The sequence below is a fragment of the Saccharopolyspora sp. NPDC002376 genome, assembly GCF_053593195.1.
Map to the genome: position 1 here is coordinate 26,456 of NZ_JBSFBZ010000029.1, position 18,923 is coordinate 45,378.

Consider the following 18,923-nt stretch of genomic DNA (forward strand, 5'->3'; position numbering starts at 1 on the left):
TGGTCTTTCCTGCGCAATCGCAGGCCAGCCGCGGCACAGGTCCACCCTTCGCCGCCGACCCATGCGCCGCGTGGATCGCAGTTCCATTCACGGAATTGGGTTCGCTGCACGAAATTGTGGTGGCGCGAACGGCATCACACAACCTGGGGGGGTTACGGAATTGAGTAGTTCTACGTGGGTAGCCGTAGTCGGATATGGCTATTGGGGTTCGAAGCACGTTCGAGTTCTCAGCACCCTGCCCGATGTGAACGTCGTCGTGGTGGACGCCGACCCGGCTCGGCGGGCCGAGGCCCAGCGGAACTTCCCGGCGGCGACCGCGGTGCGGAGCCTGGCGGAGGTTTCCGACCTCGTCGACGGCGTGGTCGTCGCGACACCGCCCACGACGCACGCCGAGATCGCGATGCAGGCGCTGGACCGGGGCAAGCACACGCTGGTCGAAAAGCCGTTGGCCACGTCCGTGCGCGATGCGCACAGCTTGGTCGAGACCGCTGAGCAGCGCGGACTCCACCTGATGGCCGGGCACACGTTCATCTACAACGCCGCGGTCCGCAAACTGCGCGAGATCATCCGGTCCGGAGAGCTCGGGAAGATCTTCTACATCGACACCGCGAGGTTGAACCTCGGGCTCTACCAGCACGACGTCAACGCCATCTGGGACCTGGCCCCGCACGACCTGTCGATCATCTCCTACCTGATGGACGACACCCCGAGCTCGGTCGCGGCGTGGGCCCAGCACAACGTCAGCGGCCGGCACGCCGACGTGGCGCATCTCCGGCTGGAACTGGCGAACTCCGCGACTTCGGCCTTCGTCCACGTGAGCTGGTTGAACCCGCAGAAGGTTCGCCGCGTCACCGTCGTCGGCGACCGCAAGATGGCGATCTACAACGATCTCCTGGACGAGGACCGGGTCCGGATCTACGACTCCGGGGTCGATCTCCGGCACCCCGGCAACACCGAGAACTCCTACGCGATGCCGGTGACCTACCGCTCCGGGGACATCGTCTCTCCGCACGTGGCGTTCCGAGAACCGCTCCTTGTCCAGGACGAGCACTTCGTCGACTGCATCCGCACGGGCGCCTCGCCACTCACCTCGGGCAGGGACGGGTTGAACGTCGTGCACTCCCTCGCCGCTGCGGACTTGGCCCAGTCCACGGGCAGGTCGGTGCTGGTCGACAACACCATGGCGCAGTTCAGACGTCCAGCGATGATCGACGCGGATGGGCGGCCGCGAGATGTTCCGGTTCGCGTGGTCCCCGCGCTCGAGCACGAGAGGGGCGACGTGGCATGACGCGGACGGTGGTGGCACCGGACATCGCGGCGGTGCTTCGAGTGGACAAGCCCTGGGGGCACGAAGAGATCTTCGCGATCGCCGAAGGACGCTACGTCGGAAAGGTGCTGCACGTGCGGGCGGACCATTCCCTTTCCCTGCAGTACCACCGCGAAAAGGAGGAGACAGTTGCGGTGCAAGCCGGTCGGGTCCGGCTCGAGATCGGCCCGAGCAGCACGGACCTGGTGGCCGCTGAACTCGTTGCCGGACAGTCGGTGCACATCCCACCCAACGTCCTGCACCGGATCACGGCGATCTCGGACGCGGTTCTCCTGGAAGCGTCCACGGCGGGCCAGAGCTGGCGCGAGGACGTCGTCCGACTGGAAGATTGCTACGGTCGCGCGGACACCACAGCCCCGTAGGGCAACCCACCGACCAGATCGGCCGTGACGCACGACGTTCGGGACGACGAGTACTGGGGCCAGAGCCTGTTCTCGTGAGCGGGGGACGCAATTTCAAGGGAAATCGGACGTCTGATTTCCCTTGAAATTGCGTAAACCAGTGCGGAGCAGACAGCTGGTCAGGCGGGTTTGAGCAGGCCGTGGCGATAGGCCAGGGCGACGAGCTGGGCCCTGTCTCGGGCTCCGGGCTCGGTCAGGGCTCGGCTCACGTGGGTTTTGGTGGTGGCGGCCGGGCTGATCACCAGGCGCTGGGTGATCTCCTCGTTGCTGAGCCCTTCTTCGACCAGGGCCGCCACCGCATCGACGAGGTGGTGCCGGCCGGGGCGCGAGAGACCTGGGAGCTAGACAACATCGTCTACGACCACAACTTCCACGTCCACGAGGTCGCGTTCCGGATCATCGACATCGACGGCGCACCGCCGCCGGAGTACCTGAGCGGGCCGAAGGACACCGTGTTCGTGCCCGGCAAGACCAAGGTCCGCATCGCCGTGGAGTTCGGGCACGACACCGATCCGCGGACCCCGTACATGTACCACTGCCACATCCTCGAGCACGAGGACGAGGGGATGATGGGCCAGTTCGTGATCGTCGAGCGCGGCACCGAGCAGCACGTCCCCCGCACCCTGCCGACGGGTGGGGTCACCACCACGGGTGAGCGGTCATCCCGGCGGTAATGGGAACAACCGCGCAACCAGGTCAATCCGGCGCGTGCCGTGCGACACAATCGGGCGGTCTGGAAATGAACGGCCAGCGCTTCACGGCAGACGAAGAATTTGCCGTGCTCAACGTCGTTGACGACGATATTTGTCGTCCATAGAGTCCGACGTCGGAGCGATCAACAATTCGGCCGCCCCGGGTTCGGGGCGTCGAACCCGGTGTTTCACCATTTTCCCGCTGCGAACAACGATCGTCGGATGTCCACAGGGGAGCATGCATGTCCGGTTCCGCGCCCACCGCTGAACCCGCCGCCGGCTGGGGCCGGGTGATGCGGCGCAAACCGATCAGCCTGCTCAACGCCGAGACCGGCGCCGACTCCGGCGGCGGCGAGCTGAAGCGGTCGCTGGGCCTGGCCCGGCTGACCATGATCGGCGTCGGCTCCACGGTCGGCACCGGCATCTTCATCGTGCTCAACGAAGCCGTGCCCAAGGCCGGACCGGCGATCATCGTCTCGTTCGTGCTGGCCGCGGTGACCGCAGCGCTCACCGCGCTCTGCTACGCCGAGCTGGCCTCCACGATCCCGGTGGCCGGCGCGTCCTACACCTACGCCTACGCCACGATGGGCGAGCTCATCGCGTTCGTCGTCGGTGCGTGCCTGCTGCTGGAGTACGGAGTGGCGGCCTCGGCCGTGGCGGTCGGCTGGGGTGAATACCTCAACGCGCTGCTCGGCGACGTCTTCGGCTGGCAGTTGCCCGCCGTGCTCAGCGCACCGCCCGGCGAGGGCGGGATCTTGAACGTGCCCGCCGCAGTGCTGGTCACCGCCTGCTGCGTGCTGCTGATGCGGGGCGCCAAGGAGTCGGCGACGATCAACGCGATCACGGTGTGCATCAAGCTCGCCGTGCTGCTGCTGTTCGTCGCCGTCGCGTTCACCGCGTTCAACGCCGACAACCTCAACCCGTTCGCGCCCTACGGTGCGGCCGGTGTCGGCGCTGCGGCGTCGATGGTGTTCTTCTCCTACATCGGTATGGACACCGTCTCCACCGCCGGCGAGGAGGTCAAGGATCCGCGCCGGACGATGCCGCTGGCGATCTTCTGGTGCATCGCGATCGTCACCACCATCTACCTGCTGGTGGCCCTGGCCGGGATCGGCGCCCAGCCGTGGCAGGAGTTCGAGGGCCAGGACGCGGGCCTGGCGGCGATCCTGGGCAACGTCACCGGCTCGGGCTGGCCCGCCATCGTGCTCGCCGCGGGCGGTGTCGTGTCGATCTTCGGCGTCACGCTGACCACGATCTACGGCCAGACGCGGGTCCTGTTCTCGATGGGCCGCGACGGGATGGTCCCGAAGATGTTCCACGCGGTCCACCCACGCCGCCGAACGCCGATCCGCAACACCCTGGTCGTCTCGGCGTTCGTCGGCCTGCTGGCGGCGGTGGTGCCGCTGAACACGCTGGCGAACCTGACCAGCATGGGCACGCTGGTGGCCTTCACGGTCGTCTCGGTCGGCGTGGTGATCCTGCGCCGCACCCGCCCGGACCTGCAGCGCGGTTTCCGCGTCCCGGGCTACCCGGTGGTCCCGGCGCTGAGCATCCTGGCCTGCGCCTACCTGATCTCCCAACTGCCGTGGACGACATACCTGATGTTCGCGATCTGGCTGGGCCTGGCGCTCACGCTGTACTTCACCTACAGCATCAAGAACAGCCGCCTGGCCACCGGCGAGTTCGAACCCAGCGAGTAATCACCCGAAAACGCAGCGAGCGGTACTCAGCCCAGGCGAGTACCGCTCGCTGTTGTTCGGAGTCCCGCATCTTCGTGTTCCGCCAGCGGATTTGACACGAGTGGGAAAATGAAAAGTCGGCGTGTCCACCACTGTCCAATGAGGACTCCGCCGAACCTGGTATCAGAATAGCCGCTGCGAGGGGCAAGTGTCAAATCAGGGGTACGAAGACGAGCTGCGGTCCGAGCAGGACTACGCGGCCGAGCTCTACGCACGGCTCGACGCCGAGCGCACGCGGGTGAAGGGCGAGTTCCGGACGGCACTGCGCGATCACGGCGGAACATCCGTGGAGCGCGACGTCGAGGTGCGCATGCTGGGCAAGGAGGTCAAGCGGCTGGACGTGGCCGACAACGGGCTGTGCTTCGGCCGGTTGGACAGCATCTCCGGCGAGCGCTCCTACATCGGACGGATCGGCATCTTCGACGAGGACGACGACTACGAGCCGATGCTGCTGGACTGGCGAGCACCGGCCGCTCGCCCGTTCTACACCGCCACCGGCGCGAACCCGGAGAACATGCACCGGCGCCGCCAGTTTCACACCCGCGGCCGCGAAGTCGCCGCCTTCACCGACGAAGTGCTCGGCCGTCCCGACGGCGACGCGCAGGGCGACGCCGCTCTGCTCGCGGCTGTCAACGCGCCGCGCGGTGAGGGCATGCGCGACATCGTGGCCACCATCCAGGCCGAGCAGGACGAGATCATCCGGCTCGACCACCCGGGCGTGCTGGTCATCGAGGGCGGTCCGGGCACCGGCAAGACCGTGGTGGCCCTGCACCGCGTCGCCTACCTGCTCTACACGCAGCGGGAGCGCATGGAGCGCCACGGCGTGCTGGTGGTCGGGCCCAACCCGGCGTTCCTGAACCACATCGGTCGCGTCCTGCCGTCGCTGGGCGAGTCCGACGTGGTGTTCATGACCGCCGGTGACCTCGTGCCGGGCCTGCGCGTCACCGCCGAGGACGCTCCGGATGCCGCGCGGATCAAGGGCTCGCTGAAGATGCTGGACGTGCTGGCCGCGGCGATCGCCGACCGGCAGCGGCTGCCGGAGCAGCCGTTTCACATCGAGCTGTCCGACGTCACCGTCCGCATCGACGCCGAGACCGCGGAATGGGCGCGGCAGGAGGCGCGCGACAGCGGTGTGCCGCACAACGAGGCGCGTGCGGTGTTCACCGAGATCGTGACGTACGTGCTCACCGAGCGAGCCATCGCCCGGATCGGCCGGGGCTGGCTGACCAGGGACGACAAGGAGGCCTGGGAACAGCTGCGCGGTGACCTCATCGAGGAGCTGGCGCGCAGCGACGCGTTCACCGCCGCGCTCGACGAGCTCTGGCCCGTGCTGACGCCCGAGACCTTGCTGGCTCCGCTGTACGAGTCCCCCGAGCGCCTGCGCGCGGCGGGCGCGGACGAGGCGTTGCTGCGGGCTCAGGGCAATGCGTGGACGGTGTCGGACGTGCCGCTGCTCGACGAGCTGGTCGATCTGCTCGGTCGCGTCAAGTCGGCCGACCAGGCGGCCGAGCGGGAGCGCAAGCGGGAGGCCGAGTACGCCGCCGGTGTCATGGAGATCCTCCAGATGGAGCGCCAGGACATGATGGACGACGAGGACCACCTGCTCGCCCAGGACCTGCTGCACGCCGACGAGCTGGCGGACCGCTTCGTCGAGCGCGACACCCGCGACCTGGCCGAGCGCGCCGCCGCCGACCGGGACTGGACCTACCGGCACGTCGTGGTCGACGAGGCCCAGGAACTGTCCGAAATGGACTGGCGGGTGCTGATCCGGCGCTGCCCAAACCGGTCGTTCACGGTGGTCGGCGACCTCGCCCAGCGCCGCTCGGCCGCTGGGGCGACCTCGTGGGGCGCGATGCTGGAGCCGTACGTGCCCGGCCGCTGGGTCTACCGGTCGTTGACGGTGAACTACCGCACCCCGGCCGAGATCATGGCCGTCGCGGCTTCGGTCCTCGCCGAGTTCGCGCCCGAGGTCGCGCCGCCGGACTCGGTCCGCTCCTGCGGTGTCCAGCCGTGGTCCCGGCAGGTCAGCGGGGACGAGCTGGTCGCTGCGGTGGAGGAGTTCACGCGGGACGAAGCCGGTCGCGAAGGCACCAGCGTCGTGATCGGACCGCCGGAGGTGCCGGGCGCGGTGCCGGCGTCGGAGACGAAGGGCCTGGAGTACGACGCGGTCCTGGTGGTCGATCCGGAGCGGATCCTCGCCGACGGCCCGCGCGGCGCGGCCGAGCTCTACGTCGCCCTGACCCGCGCCACCCAGCGCCTCGGCGTCCTGCACCAGGGCGCGTTGCCGCAGGCGCTGAGCGGCCTCGACGAGGCCGTGCCCGCGCGCTCGTAGCGGAGCCGGGGCGATGGCGCGAGCGGAGTCGCCGGTCGACCATGTGCACATGGCACCGACGCTGCGCGTGCGCATCGCCCCGGAGCTGCGGTTCTTCGCCGCTCCGCGGAACCGGGGCGACGTGGTCGAGGTGACCTACGACGGCACGGCGACGCTCGGACACCTCGCCGAGTCGTTGGGCGTGCCGTTGACCGAGATCGGAGCGCTGCTGGCCGACGGTGTGCCGCGCGATCCCGGATACCAGCCGTGCGGTGGGATGACCGTCGAGATCCGATCGGTTGCGCGCCCGCAGGCCGCTCCCCCGCGGTTCCTGCTGGACGTGCACCTGGGCAAACTCGCCCGGCGGCTGCGGCTGGTCGGCGTGGACACCGCCTATCGCAACGACGCCGACGATGACGAGCTGATCGCGAAGGCGTCGCGGGAGCACCGGATGCTGCTCACCCAGGACCGGGGACTGCTGCAACGTCGGGCGCTGTGGGCTGGTGCCTACGTTCGGGGATCCGATCCGGCGCGGCAGCTGGTGGACGTCATCGAGCGGTTCGCTCCCCCGCTGGCACCGTGGACGCGCTGCACCTCGTGCAACGGGCTGCTGGTTCGAGTGTCCAAAGAGGACGTAGAGGAGGAGATCGAACCGGGAACCCGGCGTTACTACGACGAGTACGCCCGGTGCCGCGACTGCGGTCGGGTGTACTGGCGCGGCGCGCATTCCCGGCGGATCAACGCGATCATCCGCTCCGCTCGGGATGCGCACCCCGGTTGTTGAGCTGGTGCGCGAGAGGTGGCAGTTCGTCGGGGAAACCACCACCCCTCGCGGTCTGTCAGCCGGTGATCGCGTTGAGCACCGGGAGGTAGCCGTTGGCGTACCCGTTGACGTTCGGGTGGAAGGACTCCACCAGCGGGCTGCTCGGGCCGTTGATCCACTCCTCGGAGGCGCAGACACCATGACCGTCGAACGCGTCCCGGGCGTCGGCGTAGGTGAACCCGGCCGCCTCGGCGCGCTCGGAGATCACCCCGGCCAGCACGTCGGAGCCGTCGTTGATGCGCTGTCGCTTGGCGTCGGAGAAGAACGGAATGCCGCAGCTGCCGAGCGAGTTGAGGCGCGGGTAGCCGAGCACCACGACCTTGGCGTTGGGGGCGGCCTCGCGGATGTTGGCGTAGGTGGCGTCGAGCTTGGCGGGCAGCTCGTTGCGGGCCTTGTCCTCGCCTCCGGCGACCGCCGAGTCGCACTTGTCGTTCGTGCCCAGCAAGCAGTCCTGGATCACGCTGGAGAAGCCGACGTCGTTGCCACCGATGGAGATGGTGACCAGCGTGGTGTCGGAGCTGAGCTTGTCGAGCTGGTTGCTGTTGACGTCGTCGGTCACCGCGCCCGAACAAGCGGCGAAGTCGAAGTTGGCGACGTCGTGCGAATCGGCCCACAGCTGCGCGTAGGCCTTGGGGCTGCGCAAGCAGTCCCCGCTGTCGTCGAAGTACTCCCGGGAGCCGACCCCGGAGGCGTAGGAGTCGCCCAGCGCTGCGTAGTTCTCGGCGGCGGATGTCGCGAACGCCGGTGCGGCCAGCATGGTGCTCGCCGTCGCCACCACCGCCGCGGCACCGAGGACGTGCCGTAAGTGACGCATTCTTCCTCCGATCGGAGAGATCGAAAAACGTCACCATTCAAGGAGAATCCGGCCGAAAACCGGAGAAATTGGCGAGTACCCGCCAGTAACGACCGCTGCGGCACAGGAAGAGCCTTGCCGCCAGCCACCAACCGGGCGCACCCGTTCCCAGATGCGCTCGACGTTCACTGGCGACAGGGCCACGACGAGCCGGGCAGCTGCGAGACCGCCCCTACCAGCACGAGGACGGCATATTCGCAGCAAAAGCAGGGTGCGTGCCCGGTGTCGAAATCACTCCGCGCACATTAGTGCGTTGCCTGAATCCGGAGATCCATCTCCACTCCGGGACGCCCGACCGGAGCAATCTATCAGACCCCATTAGCAACCAGTTGTCTAGCGAAATGAAGAAATGTGACATAAATGTCACGTTAACTTTCACGATGCGGAAACTTGCAGCGCACGAGTTGTGGTGAAAGTTACTTCGGGGTTCATATCTCCCGAAATTTCGTATAGGCACTATTGGGAGTCGCGCATTTTCGCCCACCGGGCTCGAGAATTGCGTGCGAGCGAAAAACGATTTCGGAGGAGTAGTGTTTCAACTCAGTGCGGTATCGACCGCTCTGTTATTGATCGCATTTTACGGGCTCACGTTCCTCATGACTCTCACCATTCGGGAGAAGAAGGAGAACGTCGACGGGTTCATGGTCTCCAACGGCGCGGTGGGCTTCGGCATCTCCGCCGCGAGCATGACCGCGACCTGGGTGTGGGCCGCCTCGCTCTACGCGGCGGCCAACTCGGGCTACACCTACGGCGTGTCGGGGCCGATCCACTACGGGCTCTGGGGTGCGCTGATGATCCTGTGCATCTACCCGTTCGGTCGGCACTTCCGCAAGGTGGCGCCCAAGGCCCACACCCTGGCCGAGGTGATGCACGCGCGCCACGGCCGTTCCAGCCAGCTCATCCTGGCCGGGTCCAACATCGTCGGCAGCGTCATCAGCCTGACGGCGAACTTCACCGCCGCTGGCGCGCTGATGGAGATCCTGACGCCGTTCAGCTTCCTGCACGGCGTGCTGATCGCCGCGGTCGGCGTGCTCGCCTACACCCTGTGGTCCGGTTTCCGGGCTTCGGTGATGACCGACTTCGCGCAGCTCGTCGCGATGATGATCGCCGCCGCGCTCATCGTCCCGATGGTGTTCTTCGCGACCGGCGGCATCAGCGCCCTCGACCAGGGCATGGCCGGATTGACCGACGAGCAGGCGAACTTCTTCTCAGGTGAGGCGTTCCTGGAGCAGGGCGGTCCGTACCTGGCGGCGGTGCTCGCCTACGCCATCGGCAACCAGACCATCGCGCAGCGGTTGTTCGCGGTGCGACAGGACCGGATCAAGAGCACCTTCATCACCGCGACCCTGGGCTACGCCGGCACGGTGATCGGCCTGGGCATGCTGGGTCTGCTGGCCGTGATGGTCGGTCTGCAGCCGATGAACGGCGACATGAACAACATCATCCCGCAGATGGCGTCCGAGTACCTGTCCCCGGTGATGGTCGGCCTGCTGTTCATCATGGTGATCGGTTCGCTGTCGTCCACTGCGGACTCCGACCTCGCGGCGCTGTCCTCGCTGGTGATGACCGACATCTACGGCAAGAACCTGGCGCGCGGCAAGGTCAACCCGCGCACGATGCTCCACATCGGACGGATCACGATGATCGCGGCCACCGCGCTCGGCGTGATGTTCGCGGTGTCGAACTTCAACATCCTCGACCTGCTGGTGTTCGTCGGCGCGCTGTGGGGCGCCCTGGTGTTCCCGGTGATCGCCAGCTTCTACTGGGACCGGATCACCAACCTGGCGTTCACCGTCTCCGTGGTCGTCGCGCTGGCATTCTTCCTCGTGGCGCGCTTCGAGCTGGTCGCGCTGACCGGGATCACCGCGCTCGTGATGGAGTTCGCCGCGGTCATCGGCGGTGCCGTGGTGTTCGGCTTCATGGCGTTCGGCCTGTTCGGCAAGCAGGTCGGCTTCACCGTCGGCGGCATCGCCGGCGTGGTGCTGTTCCCGCTGATCATGGGCTTTCTGCGGGACTACCCGACGCTGCTCGGCTCGCTTGTCTCCTACGGCGTCAGCACCGTCGTGTGCGTCGCGATCAGCATGGCCAACAAGGACCGGTTCGACTTCGCGCTCATCAACGAGCGCGTCACCGAATTCCAGCTGAAGGACCAGCCCGAGCCCGTCGAAGCCGTCCGCTGATCATCGGCCTGCGACGAAGAACGGAGTACGTGCCATGGAGAACTTGCTTCTGGCCGCCTACATCCTGGTGTGGCCGGCGTTGACCGCGATCGTGCTGATCGTGATGTGCATGGCGGTGGCCAAGGACCACCGGGAAGCCAAGAAGAACAACCGATCGGTCGTCTGAGCGGTCCTCGAACCCCGACCTGATCGAACGAATTCGCATTGGAGATGCAACCGATGACGTCCCGCATTGCTGTGATCGGCGCTGGCCCCAGCGGTCTGGCCCAGCTCCACGCCTTCGAAGAAGCGCGCAAGAAGGGTGCCGAGGTGCCCGAGATCGTGTGCTTCGAGAAGCAGAGCGACTGGGGCGGTCTCTGGAACTACTCGTGGCGCACCGGACTCGACGAGTTCGGCGAGCCCGCGCACGGCAGCATGTACCGCTTCCTGTGGTCGAACGGGCCGAAGGAGTGCCTGGAGTTCGCCGACTACACCTACGAAGACCACTTCGGCAAGCAGATCCCGTCGTTCCCGCCCCGCGAGGTTCTCGCCGACTACATCCTGGGCCGGGCGAAGAAGAACGACGTCCGCCGGTTCATCCAGTTCGGCACCGCGGTGCGCTTCGTGTCGCACGACTCGGCCACCGACCAGTTCACGGTGACCGTCGAGGACCTCAGCAGCAACGAGACCCGGCAGGAGGTGTTCGACCACGTCATCGTCGCCACCGGTCACTTCTCGGTGCCGAACGTGCCGCACTACGCGGGTTTCGAGTCGTTCCCCGGCCGGATCCTGCACTCCCACGACTTCCGCGACGCCCGCGAGTTCGCCGGCAAGAACGTGCTGGTCATGGGCAGCAGCTACTCGGCGGAGGACCTGGCGCTGCAGAGCAAGAAGTACGGCGCGAAGTCGGTGACGATCACCTACCGCACCGCGCCGATGGACTTCAAGTGGCCGGAGGGCATCGAAGAGGTCCCGCAGCTGCTGGAAATGGACGGCGACGTCGCCCGCTTCAAGGACGGCACCACCCGCCAGATCGACGCGATCGTGCTGTGCACCGGGTACAAGCACCACTTCCCGTTCCTGGCCGACGAGCTGCGGCTGCGCACCAAGAACGTGCTCTACCCGGCGAACCTGTACAAGGGCGTGTTCTGGCTGGACAACCCGAAGTTGATGTACCTGGGCATGCAGGACCAGTTCTACACGATGACCCTGTTCGACGCCGAGGCCTGGTACGCCCGCGACTACGTGCTCGGCCGGGTGTCGCTGCCGTCCCGCAACGAGATGGCAGCCGACATCAACGCGTGGGTCGAGCGCGAGTCGACGCTCACCGACGACGAGGGGATGATCAACTTCCAGGCCGACCACGTGGCGGAACTACTCGCCGACGTGGACTACCCGAAGTTCGACCTCGACCTCACCCGCAAGCTCTTCCGGGACTGGGAGCACGACAAGCAGGAATCCATCACCGGCTACCGAGACCGGGGCTTCCCCTCCCCCTGCACGGGAACCGAAGCCCCGATCCACCACACCCCGTGGTGGGAAGCCATGGACGACTCCCTGGAGACGTTCCTGAACACCCCCAAGAAGAGCTGAGCCTGTCACCAACGCGAAGCGGGGCACCTACGCACAGGTGCCCCGCTTCGTCCGACGGTGGTGGGGATTTCCAAATTTCCCTAAATTTGGAAACCCCCACCACCGCATCACCGCTCGAACCGACCAGCCTTCACAGCCCGCAAGAAGGTCGTGACATTGACGTCCAACACCGGCCCGTCCGGGTCCTTCGAATCCCTGATCAAGCCGTGCGGACGAGATAACTCCACGCATGTCTGTAAGTTCTGACTGCGGCTGGACTTGAGCCATGTGTACTTGTCACTCATCGATGGTCTCCACGTTCTTGACTGCCTTCCGGAGCAACGTTCTGGTGGCCGTCGGACCCAACGCGGCCTGAGCCACGCTCTCCACTGCTTGCTCGTAGACAGCGACATCGTCGTACTCGTGCAGGAACAGCCCCGACCTCCGGTTCTCCAATGCCACCACAGGGTCAAGTTTCTCCTGCTTGATCAGCAAAAATCCACCTTCGAGCGAAGGATTCCAGCCACTCTTGTAAGGCACGATCCGCACATCGATGTTGGGGCGCTCGCTCATCTCGATGAGGTGCCGTAGCTGCTCGATCATGGTGTCGCCGTCGCCAACCACCTGCCGCAAGGCACCCTCTCCCACCAAGGCAAGAAACCTGGCGGGTTCCTTTCGCAAGATGACGTCCTTCCGGCCGATCCTGATCGCAGCTCGCGTGGCAACCTCTCCAGCCGGGACGCCACCAGCCGACATGATCGCTCGTATGTACCCAGCGGTCTGCAACAACCCTGGTACCAGCAGGGGCGCGACTTCGACTATCTCCGACGCGTTCTGCTCGCAGTCGACCAGAGCCGCGAGCTGCTGCTTCTGATCCGGCAGCCGCGTTGCAACCCACTGCGGAGCATCGGTGTCGTAAGCAAGCCCGACGATCTCCTCGTATCGGTCACCAACAACGCCGAGAGCGGTCAAGATCTGCGCGACCTGCTCGGGCTTCGGAGTCCGCTCCCCCGTTTCCCACCGAGACAGCACACCAGCATCCCGACCAAGCGTGAAAGCGAACTCCCTCAACTTCAGCCCGCGGTCCTCACGCATCTGGCGAAGTGCAGCCCCCAACGCCCGCGCTTTCGGGGTTCTGGCCATGTCACGCCTCCACAGTCACCACTACATCACTCGTTGCGATCACGGTAACACGTTGAGTAGTTACCGTCGTTGTCGGATCATTTGACAACAAGCTCCGAACAGCAGGAACGGGACAACGAAGGAGACGTGGATGTTCGGTGTTGAGGTTTGGCCTCGGTGGTTGCCTTCGCCTGGGTTGCGGGCGCTGGAGACGCACTTCGTTGCTCAGGCGGGTGGTGATGGGGCTTGCGGGGCCGTTGTCATGTGGGCCGCCGTTGGGCATCCGACCACCACTCGGCCGCGCTGCCGGATCTGCGTGCAGATCGCTGCCATGCGGACCGCTGCTCCCCATCAGGCTCGCAGCACCCGGCGTGGTCCTGCGCAGCTGCGGAATCAGGAATGCGTCAAGCGGCCACGTCGCTGAGTATCCACTTCGGACGGATGGAGGGTTTCCGTGTTCTGGCTTCAGCTCGGCGCGCTCGTTGCGATCAACCTCGTCACCTGGGGGATGCTGCTCTTACCGTCGTCGCATCGGCAGCACGGGGATGCTGGCGAGGGTTCTTACGACGTGTGGCGGTTGATCGACGACGTCGAGGCCGAGCGGACTGCTGAGTACACGGGCCGCCATCGGCTTCGCGAATGGCCGGGTGAGAGCGCGGTTTCCGCTGAACCTGTGGTGTGGCCGCCGCCGAACACCCCCTGACCGGGTCGGCGCGTCGATCCCTCCCCGACACCGCGCCGATCCTCCCCAGTAGCCGGGTTCTGCCCCCGATCTGGCCCGGCTACCGGGCCCCTTCCCTCCAGACCGGTTCTGCTGACTCGCGGACCTGGCCTTCGGCGTGGAAGACCAGGAAGCGGTCGAAGGAGCGGGCGAACCAGCGGTCGTGGGTCACCGCGATCACCGTTCCGTCGAACTCGTCCAGGCCTGCTTGCAGGGCATCCGCCGAGACCAGGTCGAGGTTGTCCGTGGGTTCGTCCAGCAGCAGGAGGTTCGCGCCTTCCAGTTCCAGCAGCAGGATCTGGAACCGGGCCTGCTGGCCGCCGGAGAGCGTGTCGAACGGGCGCTGGGCCGCTTGCACGATGTCGTAGCGGGCGAGCAGGCGGCTGGCTTCCTCACGGGTCATGCCCGCGCGCCGCTCTCCCCCGCCCATCAGCAGTTCCAGCAGCGTGCGCCCGGTGAACTCCGGGTGCTCGTGGGTCTGCGCGAACATGCCCGGCACCACTCGCGCGCCCAGACGCGCGAGACCGGTGTGCGCCACCGAGGCCAGCGCATCCTGGTCCGGTACCGGGACGTCGTCACTGCCTCCTCGGGCGAGCAGTCGCAGGAAGTGCGACTTGCCGGAGCCGTTGGCGCCCAGCACTGCGATTCGCTCGCCGTAGCGGATCTCGGTGTTGAACGAATTGGTCAGCCCGTCCAGCGCCAGGTCCTCGCAGACCACTGCGCGCTTGCCCGTGCGCCCGCCGGCCAGCTTCACCTTCACGTTCTGCTTGCGCGGCACCGCCTCCGGCGGGCCGGCTTCGTCGAACTTGCGCAGCCGGGTCTGCGCCGCCTGGTAGCGGGCCGACATGGTGTCGTTGTACGACGCCTTCTGCTTGAGCATCTGGACCAGCCGGACCAGCTTCGCCCGGTCCTCGTCCCAGCGGCGGCGAAGCTCGTCCAATCTGGAGTTCCGGTCCTCACGGGCCTGGTCGTAGGTGGCGAAACCGCCGCCGTGGACCCAAGTCCGGTTGCCTACAGCGCCCAGCTCGACCGTCACGATCCGGTTCGCGGTGCGGTGCAGCAGCTCCCGGTCGTGGGTCACGAACAGCACGCTCTTCGTGGTTTCCCTGATCTGCTCCTCCAACCACTGCTTGCCCGGCACGTCGAGGTAGTTGTCCGGCTCGTCGAGCAGCAGCACCTGGTCCGGACCGCGCAGCAGCGCTTCGAGCGCCAGCCGCTTCTGCTGGCCACCAGAGAGCTTCCGCAGTTCACGGAACCGGGCCCGGTCGTAGGACACGCCGATCGCGGCGGTGCAGCAGACGTCCCAAAGCACCTCCGCGTCGTAGCCGCCCGCGTCGGTGTACTCCGCGATCGCCTCGGCATAGGCGATCTGAGCAGCATCGTCGTCCTGCTCGATGAGCCGGTTCTCGGTCCGCTCCAGCCTCTCCGCCGCCGCGCGAAGCCGAGGCCCGGCCAACGAGACCATCAGGTCCCGCACCGTCGAATCATCGTGCGCGTGGCCGATGAACTGGCGCATCACACCGAGCCCGCCGGAGCGCACGATGCCGCCCTCGGTCGGCGCGAGATCCCCCGAAACCAGACGCAGCAGCGTCGTCTTCCCCGCGCCGTTCGGCCCGACCAGCGCGGCTTTCGCACCATCACCCACCCGGAACGAAACGTCGTCGAGCAGCACCCGTCCGTCCGGGAGGACGTAGTGCACCTTCTGCAATTCAACGTGCCCCATGGCAGTTGATTCCCCTAACTGCGCGGAAGTTCGTCAGTTCATCGGCGAGATCAGCGCGGTGATGTGGTGGCGCAGCACATCGGTCGTCAACGTGACGTCCTGCGGCCCGTGCGGGTAGACCAGGTCGAACGTCAGCCCGCCGATCAACGCGGTCAGCCGCTCCGCCTCCAGTTCGGCGTCCGGCACGTGCGCGATCGCCAGGACCTGCCGGAAGACCTCCCGCAGGTCCGCACCCATCCGCATGGCCAACGGCCGGAACTCCGGGCGCAGCCGAGCTGCGGTGATCAGCTCGACCAGGACGATCAGCTCCGTCCGGTTGCGCTTCTCGACCGGCAGCACTGCGCGGCACGCCGCCTCCACCAGCTCGCGCCGCCCTGCCGCGTCCAACTCCCCCTCGGCCTCCGGCAGCGCGGCGTTGAGCCGCCGCTCCATGCGCGCGCCGACCTCCTCGGCAGCCGCCACCATGAGACCTTCGTGGTTGCCGAAGTAGTGCCGCACCGACCCGATGTTGATCCCGGACTCGTCGGCGACCTTGCGCAGCGAAGCCTCCGCAACGCCGCCCCGGGCGACGAGCCGGAACACGGCATCAACGATCCGCCGCTTCGGTGAACTGGCAGCTGACGAGCTCATGCCGCGGAAGCTATCACGCCTGTGATAGCCCCGGCGAACGGTTTTTCCAGGCGCTGCATCGGAGGCGCGCCAGGCTCAGGTCGGTTCCAGCGGATTCGAAATGATCATCCGGTTTCGAACATTGCTGGCAGACCCAGGAATTTCGTGGCCGGCGGATGGGGGCGCCTGCCTGTCCCGCAACAGCATTCCGGGGCCTATTTAAGAAACGCGAAAGAGAGCGGGCGGCTTCCGGGGTTCGAAAGCCGCCCGCTCCCGTTCACACCAGCCGTTTGCGCGTTACGGCTGGGGGAACTGCTCCGCGTAGGTCGTCACCGCGGTGTTGATCGCCTGGAGGTTCCGGTCCAGGGCTTGGGTGTCGACGTTGTCGATCGTGTCGCAGGACTGGTGGTAGCAGGCGTCGAACGCCTCGCCTGCCTGGCCGCCCCACTTCTGCGCCTGCTCCTCGGTCTTGCTCTGCTCGGCGCCGGTGAAGGTGCCGCCCGCGGGGATGCCCACCTCGATGAACGGGCCGTAGTCGGAGCGGCCGTCGAAGTCGGTGCCCTCGGGCTCCGCTCCGGCGCCGGCCAGCGAGTCGTTGAGCAGCTTCTCGATCTGCGCCGAACCTTCCGGCCCCGGCCCGGCGCCCTCGCCGTCGGAGTCGTCGCCGTCGTAGGTGAAGTAGCCGGCGTTCGGGGAGCCGACCATGTCGAAGTTCAGGTACGCGGCGATCTGGTCCCGCTCGGCCTGCGGCAGCGACTCCACGTAGTGCGCGGAGCCGACCAGGCCCTCCTCCTCGGCACCCCAGAAGGCGAAGCGCAGCTTGTTCTTCGGGGTCGCACCGCTGCCCGCGTAGTCCAGCGCGGCCTGCAGGATCGCCGCCGATCCGGAGCCGTTGTCGTTGATCCCCGGGCCGCGGCTGACGCTGTCGAGGTGCGCACCGAACACGACCACGTTGTTGGCGTCGCCCTCGGGCGTTTCGGCCAGCAGGTTGTAGGTCGTGCCGCCCATGGCGTCGAATTCCTGGACCGTGGTGGCGAAACCGGCGCCGTCCAGCTGCGCCTTGATGTGGTCGAGCGAAGCCTTGTAGCCGGGTTGGCCCGCCGCGCGGTTCCCGCCGTTGGCCTCCGCGATCTTCTGCAACTCCTGCAAGTGGTCCTGCACCGCCGCGACCCCGGTCAGCGGTACGGCCGGTGCGCTCACCGCAGTGGCCGGCAGTGCGAGGGCCGACACCGCGGCTAACGCGGTGGCGGTCGCGAGTAGTGGTCGTTTCGGCATGCCACATCCCTTCGTCCGCTCCAAGCCGGAGCGGAACGTATCGACCAGCCCGCGGGCCGCGGTGGGTTTGACGGGAATACGCCGGAGATCGCGTTTTCCCGTATTCCCAACGGAAAAACTCCGGGAAGTGACCGATCAGTCGCCGCGGGTGCAGACCGGGCCGGCGTCGCACCAGGACGCGCGAGATGCCCATCACAAATGACAGTCCCCTGTGCACGACCTCTGACCTGCATGCGAGCATCGCCCGAGTTCCACGTCACGTCGCATTCGCGGCGTTCACCGGAGAGAAGGCTGATGCAGGTGCAGGTCTTGTGGGGTATCGGCGGCATGCTCGTGTTGCTGCTGCTGGCGTTCGCGTTGTCGACCAACCGGCGCGCGATCAATCCCCGCACCGTGGTGGGTGCGTTGGCGATCCAGATCTTGTTCGCGGTGATCGTGCTGCGCTGGGACCTGGGCAAGCAGGCGCTGTCCGCGGTGAGCAACGCGGTGCAGAAGGTGCTCGATGCCTCCAAGGAGGGCATCGAATTCATGGTCGGGCCGATCCTGCCCACCGAGGGCACCGTGGTGGCCTTCCAGGTGCTGCCGATCATCATCTTCATCTCGGCGCTGACCGCGGTGCTCTACCACTGGAACATCCTGCAGTGGGTGGTCCGGATCATCGGTGGTGGCCTGCAGAAGATCCTGGGCACCACGAAGCCGGAGTCGCTGAACGCGACCGCGAACGTCTTCCTCGGCATGACCGAGGCGCCGCTGATGGTTCGCCCGTACCTGCCGAAGATGACCCGCTCGGAGTTCTTCGCGGTGATGACCGGTGGCCTGGCCACCGTCGCGGGGACCGTGATGGTCGGCTACGCGATGCTGGGCGCGAGCCTGGACCACCTGATCGCGGCCAGCTTCATGGCCGCGCCGGCCGGTCTGCTGATGGCCAAGATCATCGTTCCGGAGAGCAAGGAAGCCGCGACCGAGCCGACAGAGAAGAAGGACGCGCCGGGTGCGGCCAAAGCCGACACCGAGGACGCTGAGGACGACAAGACCAGCACCGATGACGCGGCGGAAGCCGTCGAGGAGAAGCCGCGCAACGTCATCGACGCCGCGGCCAGCGGTGCCTCCGACGGTCTGAAGCTGGCGCTGAACGTCGGCGCGATGCTGTTCGCGTTCGTCTCGCTGATCGCGCTGGTCAACCTGCTCATCGGCGGCGTCGGCAGCCTGTTCGGACTGGCCGACCTGACCATGCAGCAGATCCTGGGCTACGTGTTCTCCCCGCTGATGTGGGTGATCGGCGTGCCGTGGGACGAGGCGGTGGCCGCGGGCGGCTTCATCGGCGAGAAGATCGTGCTCAACGAGTTCGTCGCGTTCGCCGACTTCGGCCCGCAGATCCACCAGTTCACCGAGAAGAGCGCCACCATCATCACCTTCGCGCTCACCGGCTTCGCCAACCTCGGCTCGCTGGGCGTCCTGCTCGGCGGCCTGGGCGGCATGGTCCCGTCCAAGCGCAGCTGGATCGCCCGCGACGGCTTCCGCGCCATCCTGGCCGGCACCCTGGCGAACCTGCTCAGCGCCACCATCGCGGGCATCCTGGTCGCCGCCTGACGAAAG

Annotated in this window: 17 protein-coding genes and 1 pseudogene; 11 read left to right on the forward strand and 7 right to left on the reverse strand. The window is 66.8% G+C overall.

Annotated features, from left to right (window positions below):
* Positions 1 to 160 precede the first annotated feature (160 nt).
* Positions 161 to 1,288: a Gfo/Idh/MocA family protein gene (locus ACWCO2_RS20135; protein WP_450129270.1), complete on the forward strand. Its 1,128-nt coding sequence runs from the start codon at positions 161 to 163 to the stop codon at positions 1,286 to 1,288.
* Positions 1,285 to 1,689, forward strand: a complete 405-nt coding sequence (locus tag ACWCO2_RS20140) for a cupin domain-containing protein (RefSeq protein WP_450129271.1) — start codon at positions 1,285 to 1,287, stop codon at positions 1,687 to 1,689. Before ACWCO2_RS20135 ends, ACWCO2_RS20140 begins: the two co-directional genes overlap by 4 nt.
* Positions 1,690 to 1,847: 158 nt before the next feature.
* Here the strand turns inward: ACWCO2_RS20140 and ACWCO2_RS20145 are convergent.
* Positions 1,848 to 2,024 (reverse strand): annotated as a pseudogene (locus tag ACWCO2_RS20145) (LuxR C-terminal-related transcriptional regulator); the annotation flags it as partial.
* A 15-nt stretch (positions 2,025 to 2,039) separates the two neighbouring features.
* Here ACWCO2_RS20145 and ACWCO2_RS20150 point away from each other — a divergent pair.
* From ACWCO2_RS20150 to ACWCO2_RS20165, 4 genes are all read left to right on the forward strand, one after another.
* Positions 2,040 to 2,402, forward strand: a complete 363-nt coding sequence (locus ACWCO2_RS20150; RefSeq protein WP_450129331.1) for a multicopper oxidase domain-containing protein — start codon at positions 2,040 to 2,042, stop codon at positions 2,400 to 2,402.
* 260 nt (positions 2,403 to 2,662) lie between these two features.
* Entirely contained in the window at positions 2,663 to 4,120 is a 1,458-nt protein-coding gene (locus tag ACWCO2_RS20155) for an amino acid permease (protein WP_450129272.1), read from the forward strand.
* Positions 4,121 to 4,307: 187 nt separating this feature from the next.
* Positions 4,308 to 6,491: an RNA polymerase recycling motor ATPase HelR gene (gene helR / locus ACWCO2_RS20160; protein WP_450129273.1), complete on the forward strand. Its 2,184-nt coding sequence runs from the start codon at positions 4,308 to 4,310 to the stop codon at positions 6,489 to 6,491.
* 49 nt (positions 6,492 to 6,540) lie between these two features.
* Positions 6,541 to 7,254, forward strand: coding sequence for a Mut7-C RNAse domain-containing protein (locus ACWCO2_RS20165; protein WP_450129274.1), 714 nt, complete (start codon positions 6,541 to 6,543; stop codon positions 7,252 to 7,254).
* A 55-nt stretch (positions 7,255 to 7,309) separates the two neighbouring features.
* Here ACWCO2_RS20165 and ACWCO2_RS20170 read toward each other — a convergent pair whose 3' ends face one another.
* Positions 7,310 to 8,107 (reverse strand): SGNH/GDSL hydrolase family protein, encoded by a 798-nt coding sequence (locus ACWCO2_RS20170; protein WP_450129275.1) that lies wholly within the window; start codon positions 8,105 to 8,107, stop codon positions 7,310 to 7,312.
* Between the two features lie 635 nt (positions 8,108 to 8,742).
* Here ACWCO2_RS20170 and ACWCO2_RS20175 point away from each other — a divergent pair.
* The 3 genes from ACWCO2_RS20175 to ACWCO2_RS20185 are packed head-to-tail and all read left to right on the forward strand — an operon-like array spanning position 8,743 to position 11,898.
* Positions 8,743 to 10,326 carry a sodium:solute symporter family protein gene (locus ACWCO2_RS20175; RefSeq protein WP_450129276.1) on the forward strand — a complete coding sequence of 528 codons (1,584 nt, stop codon included), beginning with the start codon at positions 8,743 to 8,745 and terminating at the stop codon, positions 10,324 to 10,326.
* A gap of 34 nt (positions 10,327 to 10,360) precedes the next feature.
* Entirely contained in the window at positions 10,361 to 10,492 is a 132-nt protein-coding gene (locus ACWCO2_RS20180; RefSeq protein ID WP_450129277.1) for a putative transporter small subunit, read from the forward strand.
* A gap of 53 nt (positions 10,493 to 10,545) precedes the next feature.
* Positions 10,546 to 11,898, forward strand: coding sequence for a flavin-containing monooxygenase (locus tag ACWCO2_RS20185; protein ID WP_450129278.1), 1,353 nt, complete (start codon positions 10,546 to 10,548; stop codon positions 11,896 to 11,898).
* A 107-nt stretch (positions 11,899 to 12,005) separates the two neighbouring features.
* Here ACWCO2_RS20185 and ACWCO2_RS20190 read toward each other — a convergent pair whose 3' ends face one another.
* Together ACWCO2_RS20190 and ACWCO2_RS20195 are read right to left on the reverse strand one after the other, a co-directional pair.
* Positions 12,006 to 12,290, reverse strand: a complete 285-nt coding sequence (locus ACWCO2_RS20190; RefSeq protein ID WP_450129279.1) for a DUF397 domain-containing protein — start codon at positions 12,288 to 12,290, stop codon at positions 12,006 to 12,008.
* Entirely contained in the window at positions 12,175 to 13,020 is an 846-nt protein-coding gene (locus ACWCO2_RS20195; RefSeq protein ID WP_450129280.1) for a helix-turn-helix domain-containing protein, read from the reverse strand. The genes ACWCO2_RS20190 and ACWCO2_RS20195 overlap by 116 nt, the downstream gene beginning before the upstream one ends.
* A 433-nt stretch (positions 13,021 to 13,453) precedes the next feature.
* Here ACWCO2_RS20195 and ACWCO2_RS20200 point away from each other — a divergent pair, with 433 nt between their 5' ends.
* Positions 13,454 to 13,702, forward strand: a complete 249-nt coding sequence (locus tag ACWCO2_RS20200; protein ID WP_450129281.1) for a hypothetical protein — start codon at positions 13,454 to 13,456, stop codon at positions 13,700 to 13,702.
* A 79-nt stretch (positions 13,703 to 13,781) separates the two neighbouring features.
* On the opposite strand, the gene ACWCO2_RS20205 is transcribed toward ACWCO2_RS20200, so the two are convergent.
* From ACWCO2_RS20205 to ACWCO2_RS20215, 3 genes are all read right to left on the reverse strand, one after another.
* Positions 13,782 to 15,443, reverse strand: coding sequence for an ABC-F family ATP-binding cassette domain-containing protein (locus ACWCO2_RS20205; RefSeq protein WP_450129282.1), 1,662 nt, complete (start codon positions 15,441 to 15,443; stop codon positions 13,782 to 13,784).
* Positions 15,444 to 15,476: 33 nt separating this feature from the next.
* Positions 15,477 to 16,073, reverse strand: a complete 597-nt coding sequence (locus ACWCO2_RS20210; RefSeq protein WP_450129283.1) for a TetR/AcrR family transcriptional regulator — start codon at positions 16,071 to 16,073, stop codon at positions 15,477 to 15,479.
* 276 nt (positions 16,074 to 16,349) lie between these two features.
* Entirely contained in the window at positions 16,350 to 17,327 is a 978-nt protein-coding gene (locus ACWCO2_RS20215) for a M28 family metallopeptidase (RefSeq protein WP_450129284.1), read from the reverse strand.
* Between the two features lie 294 nt (positions 17,328 to 17,621).
* Between ACWCO2_RS20215 and ACWCO2_RS20220 the strand changes: the two genes are divergently transcribed.
* Entirely contained in the window at positions 17,622 to 18,917 is a 1,296-nt protein-coding gene (locus ACWCO2_RS20220) for a NupC/NupG family nucleoside CNT transporter (protein WP_450129285.1), read from the forward strand.
* Positions 18,918 to 18,923: the final 6 nt, after the last annotated feature.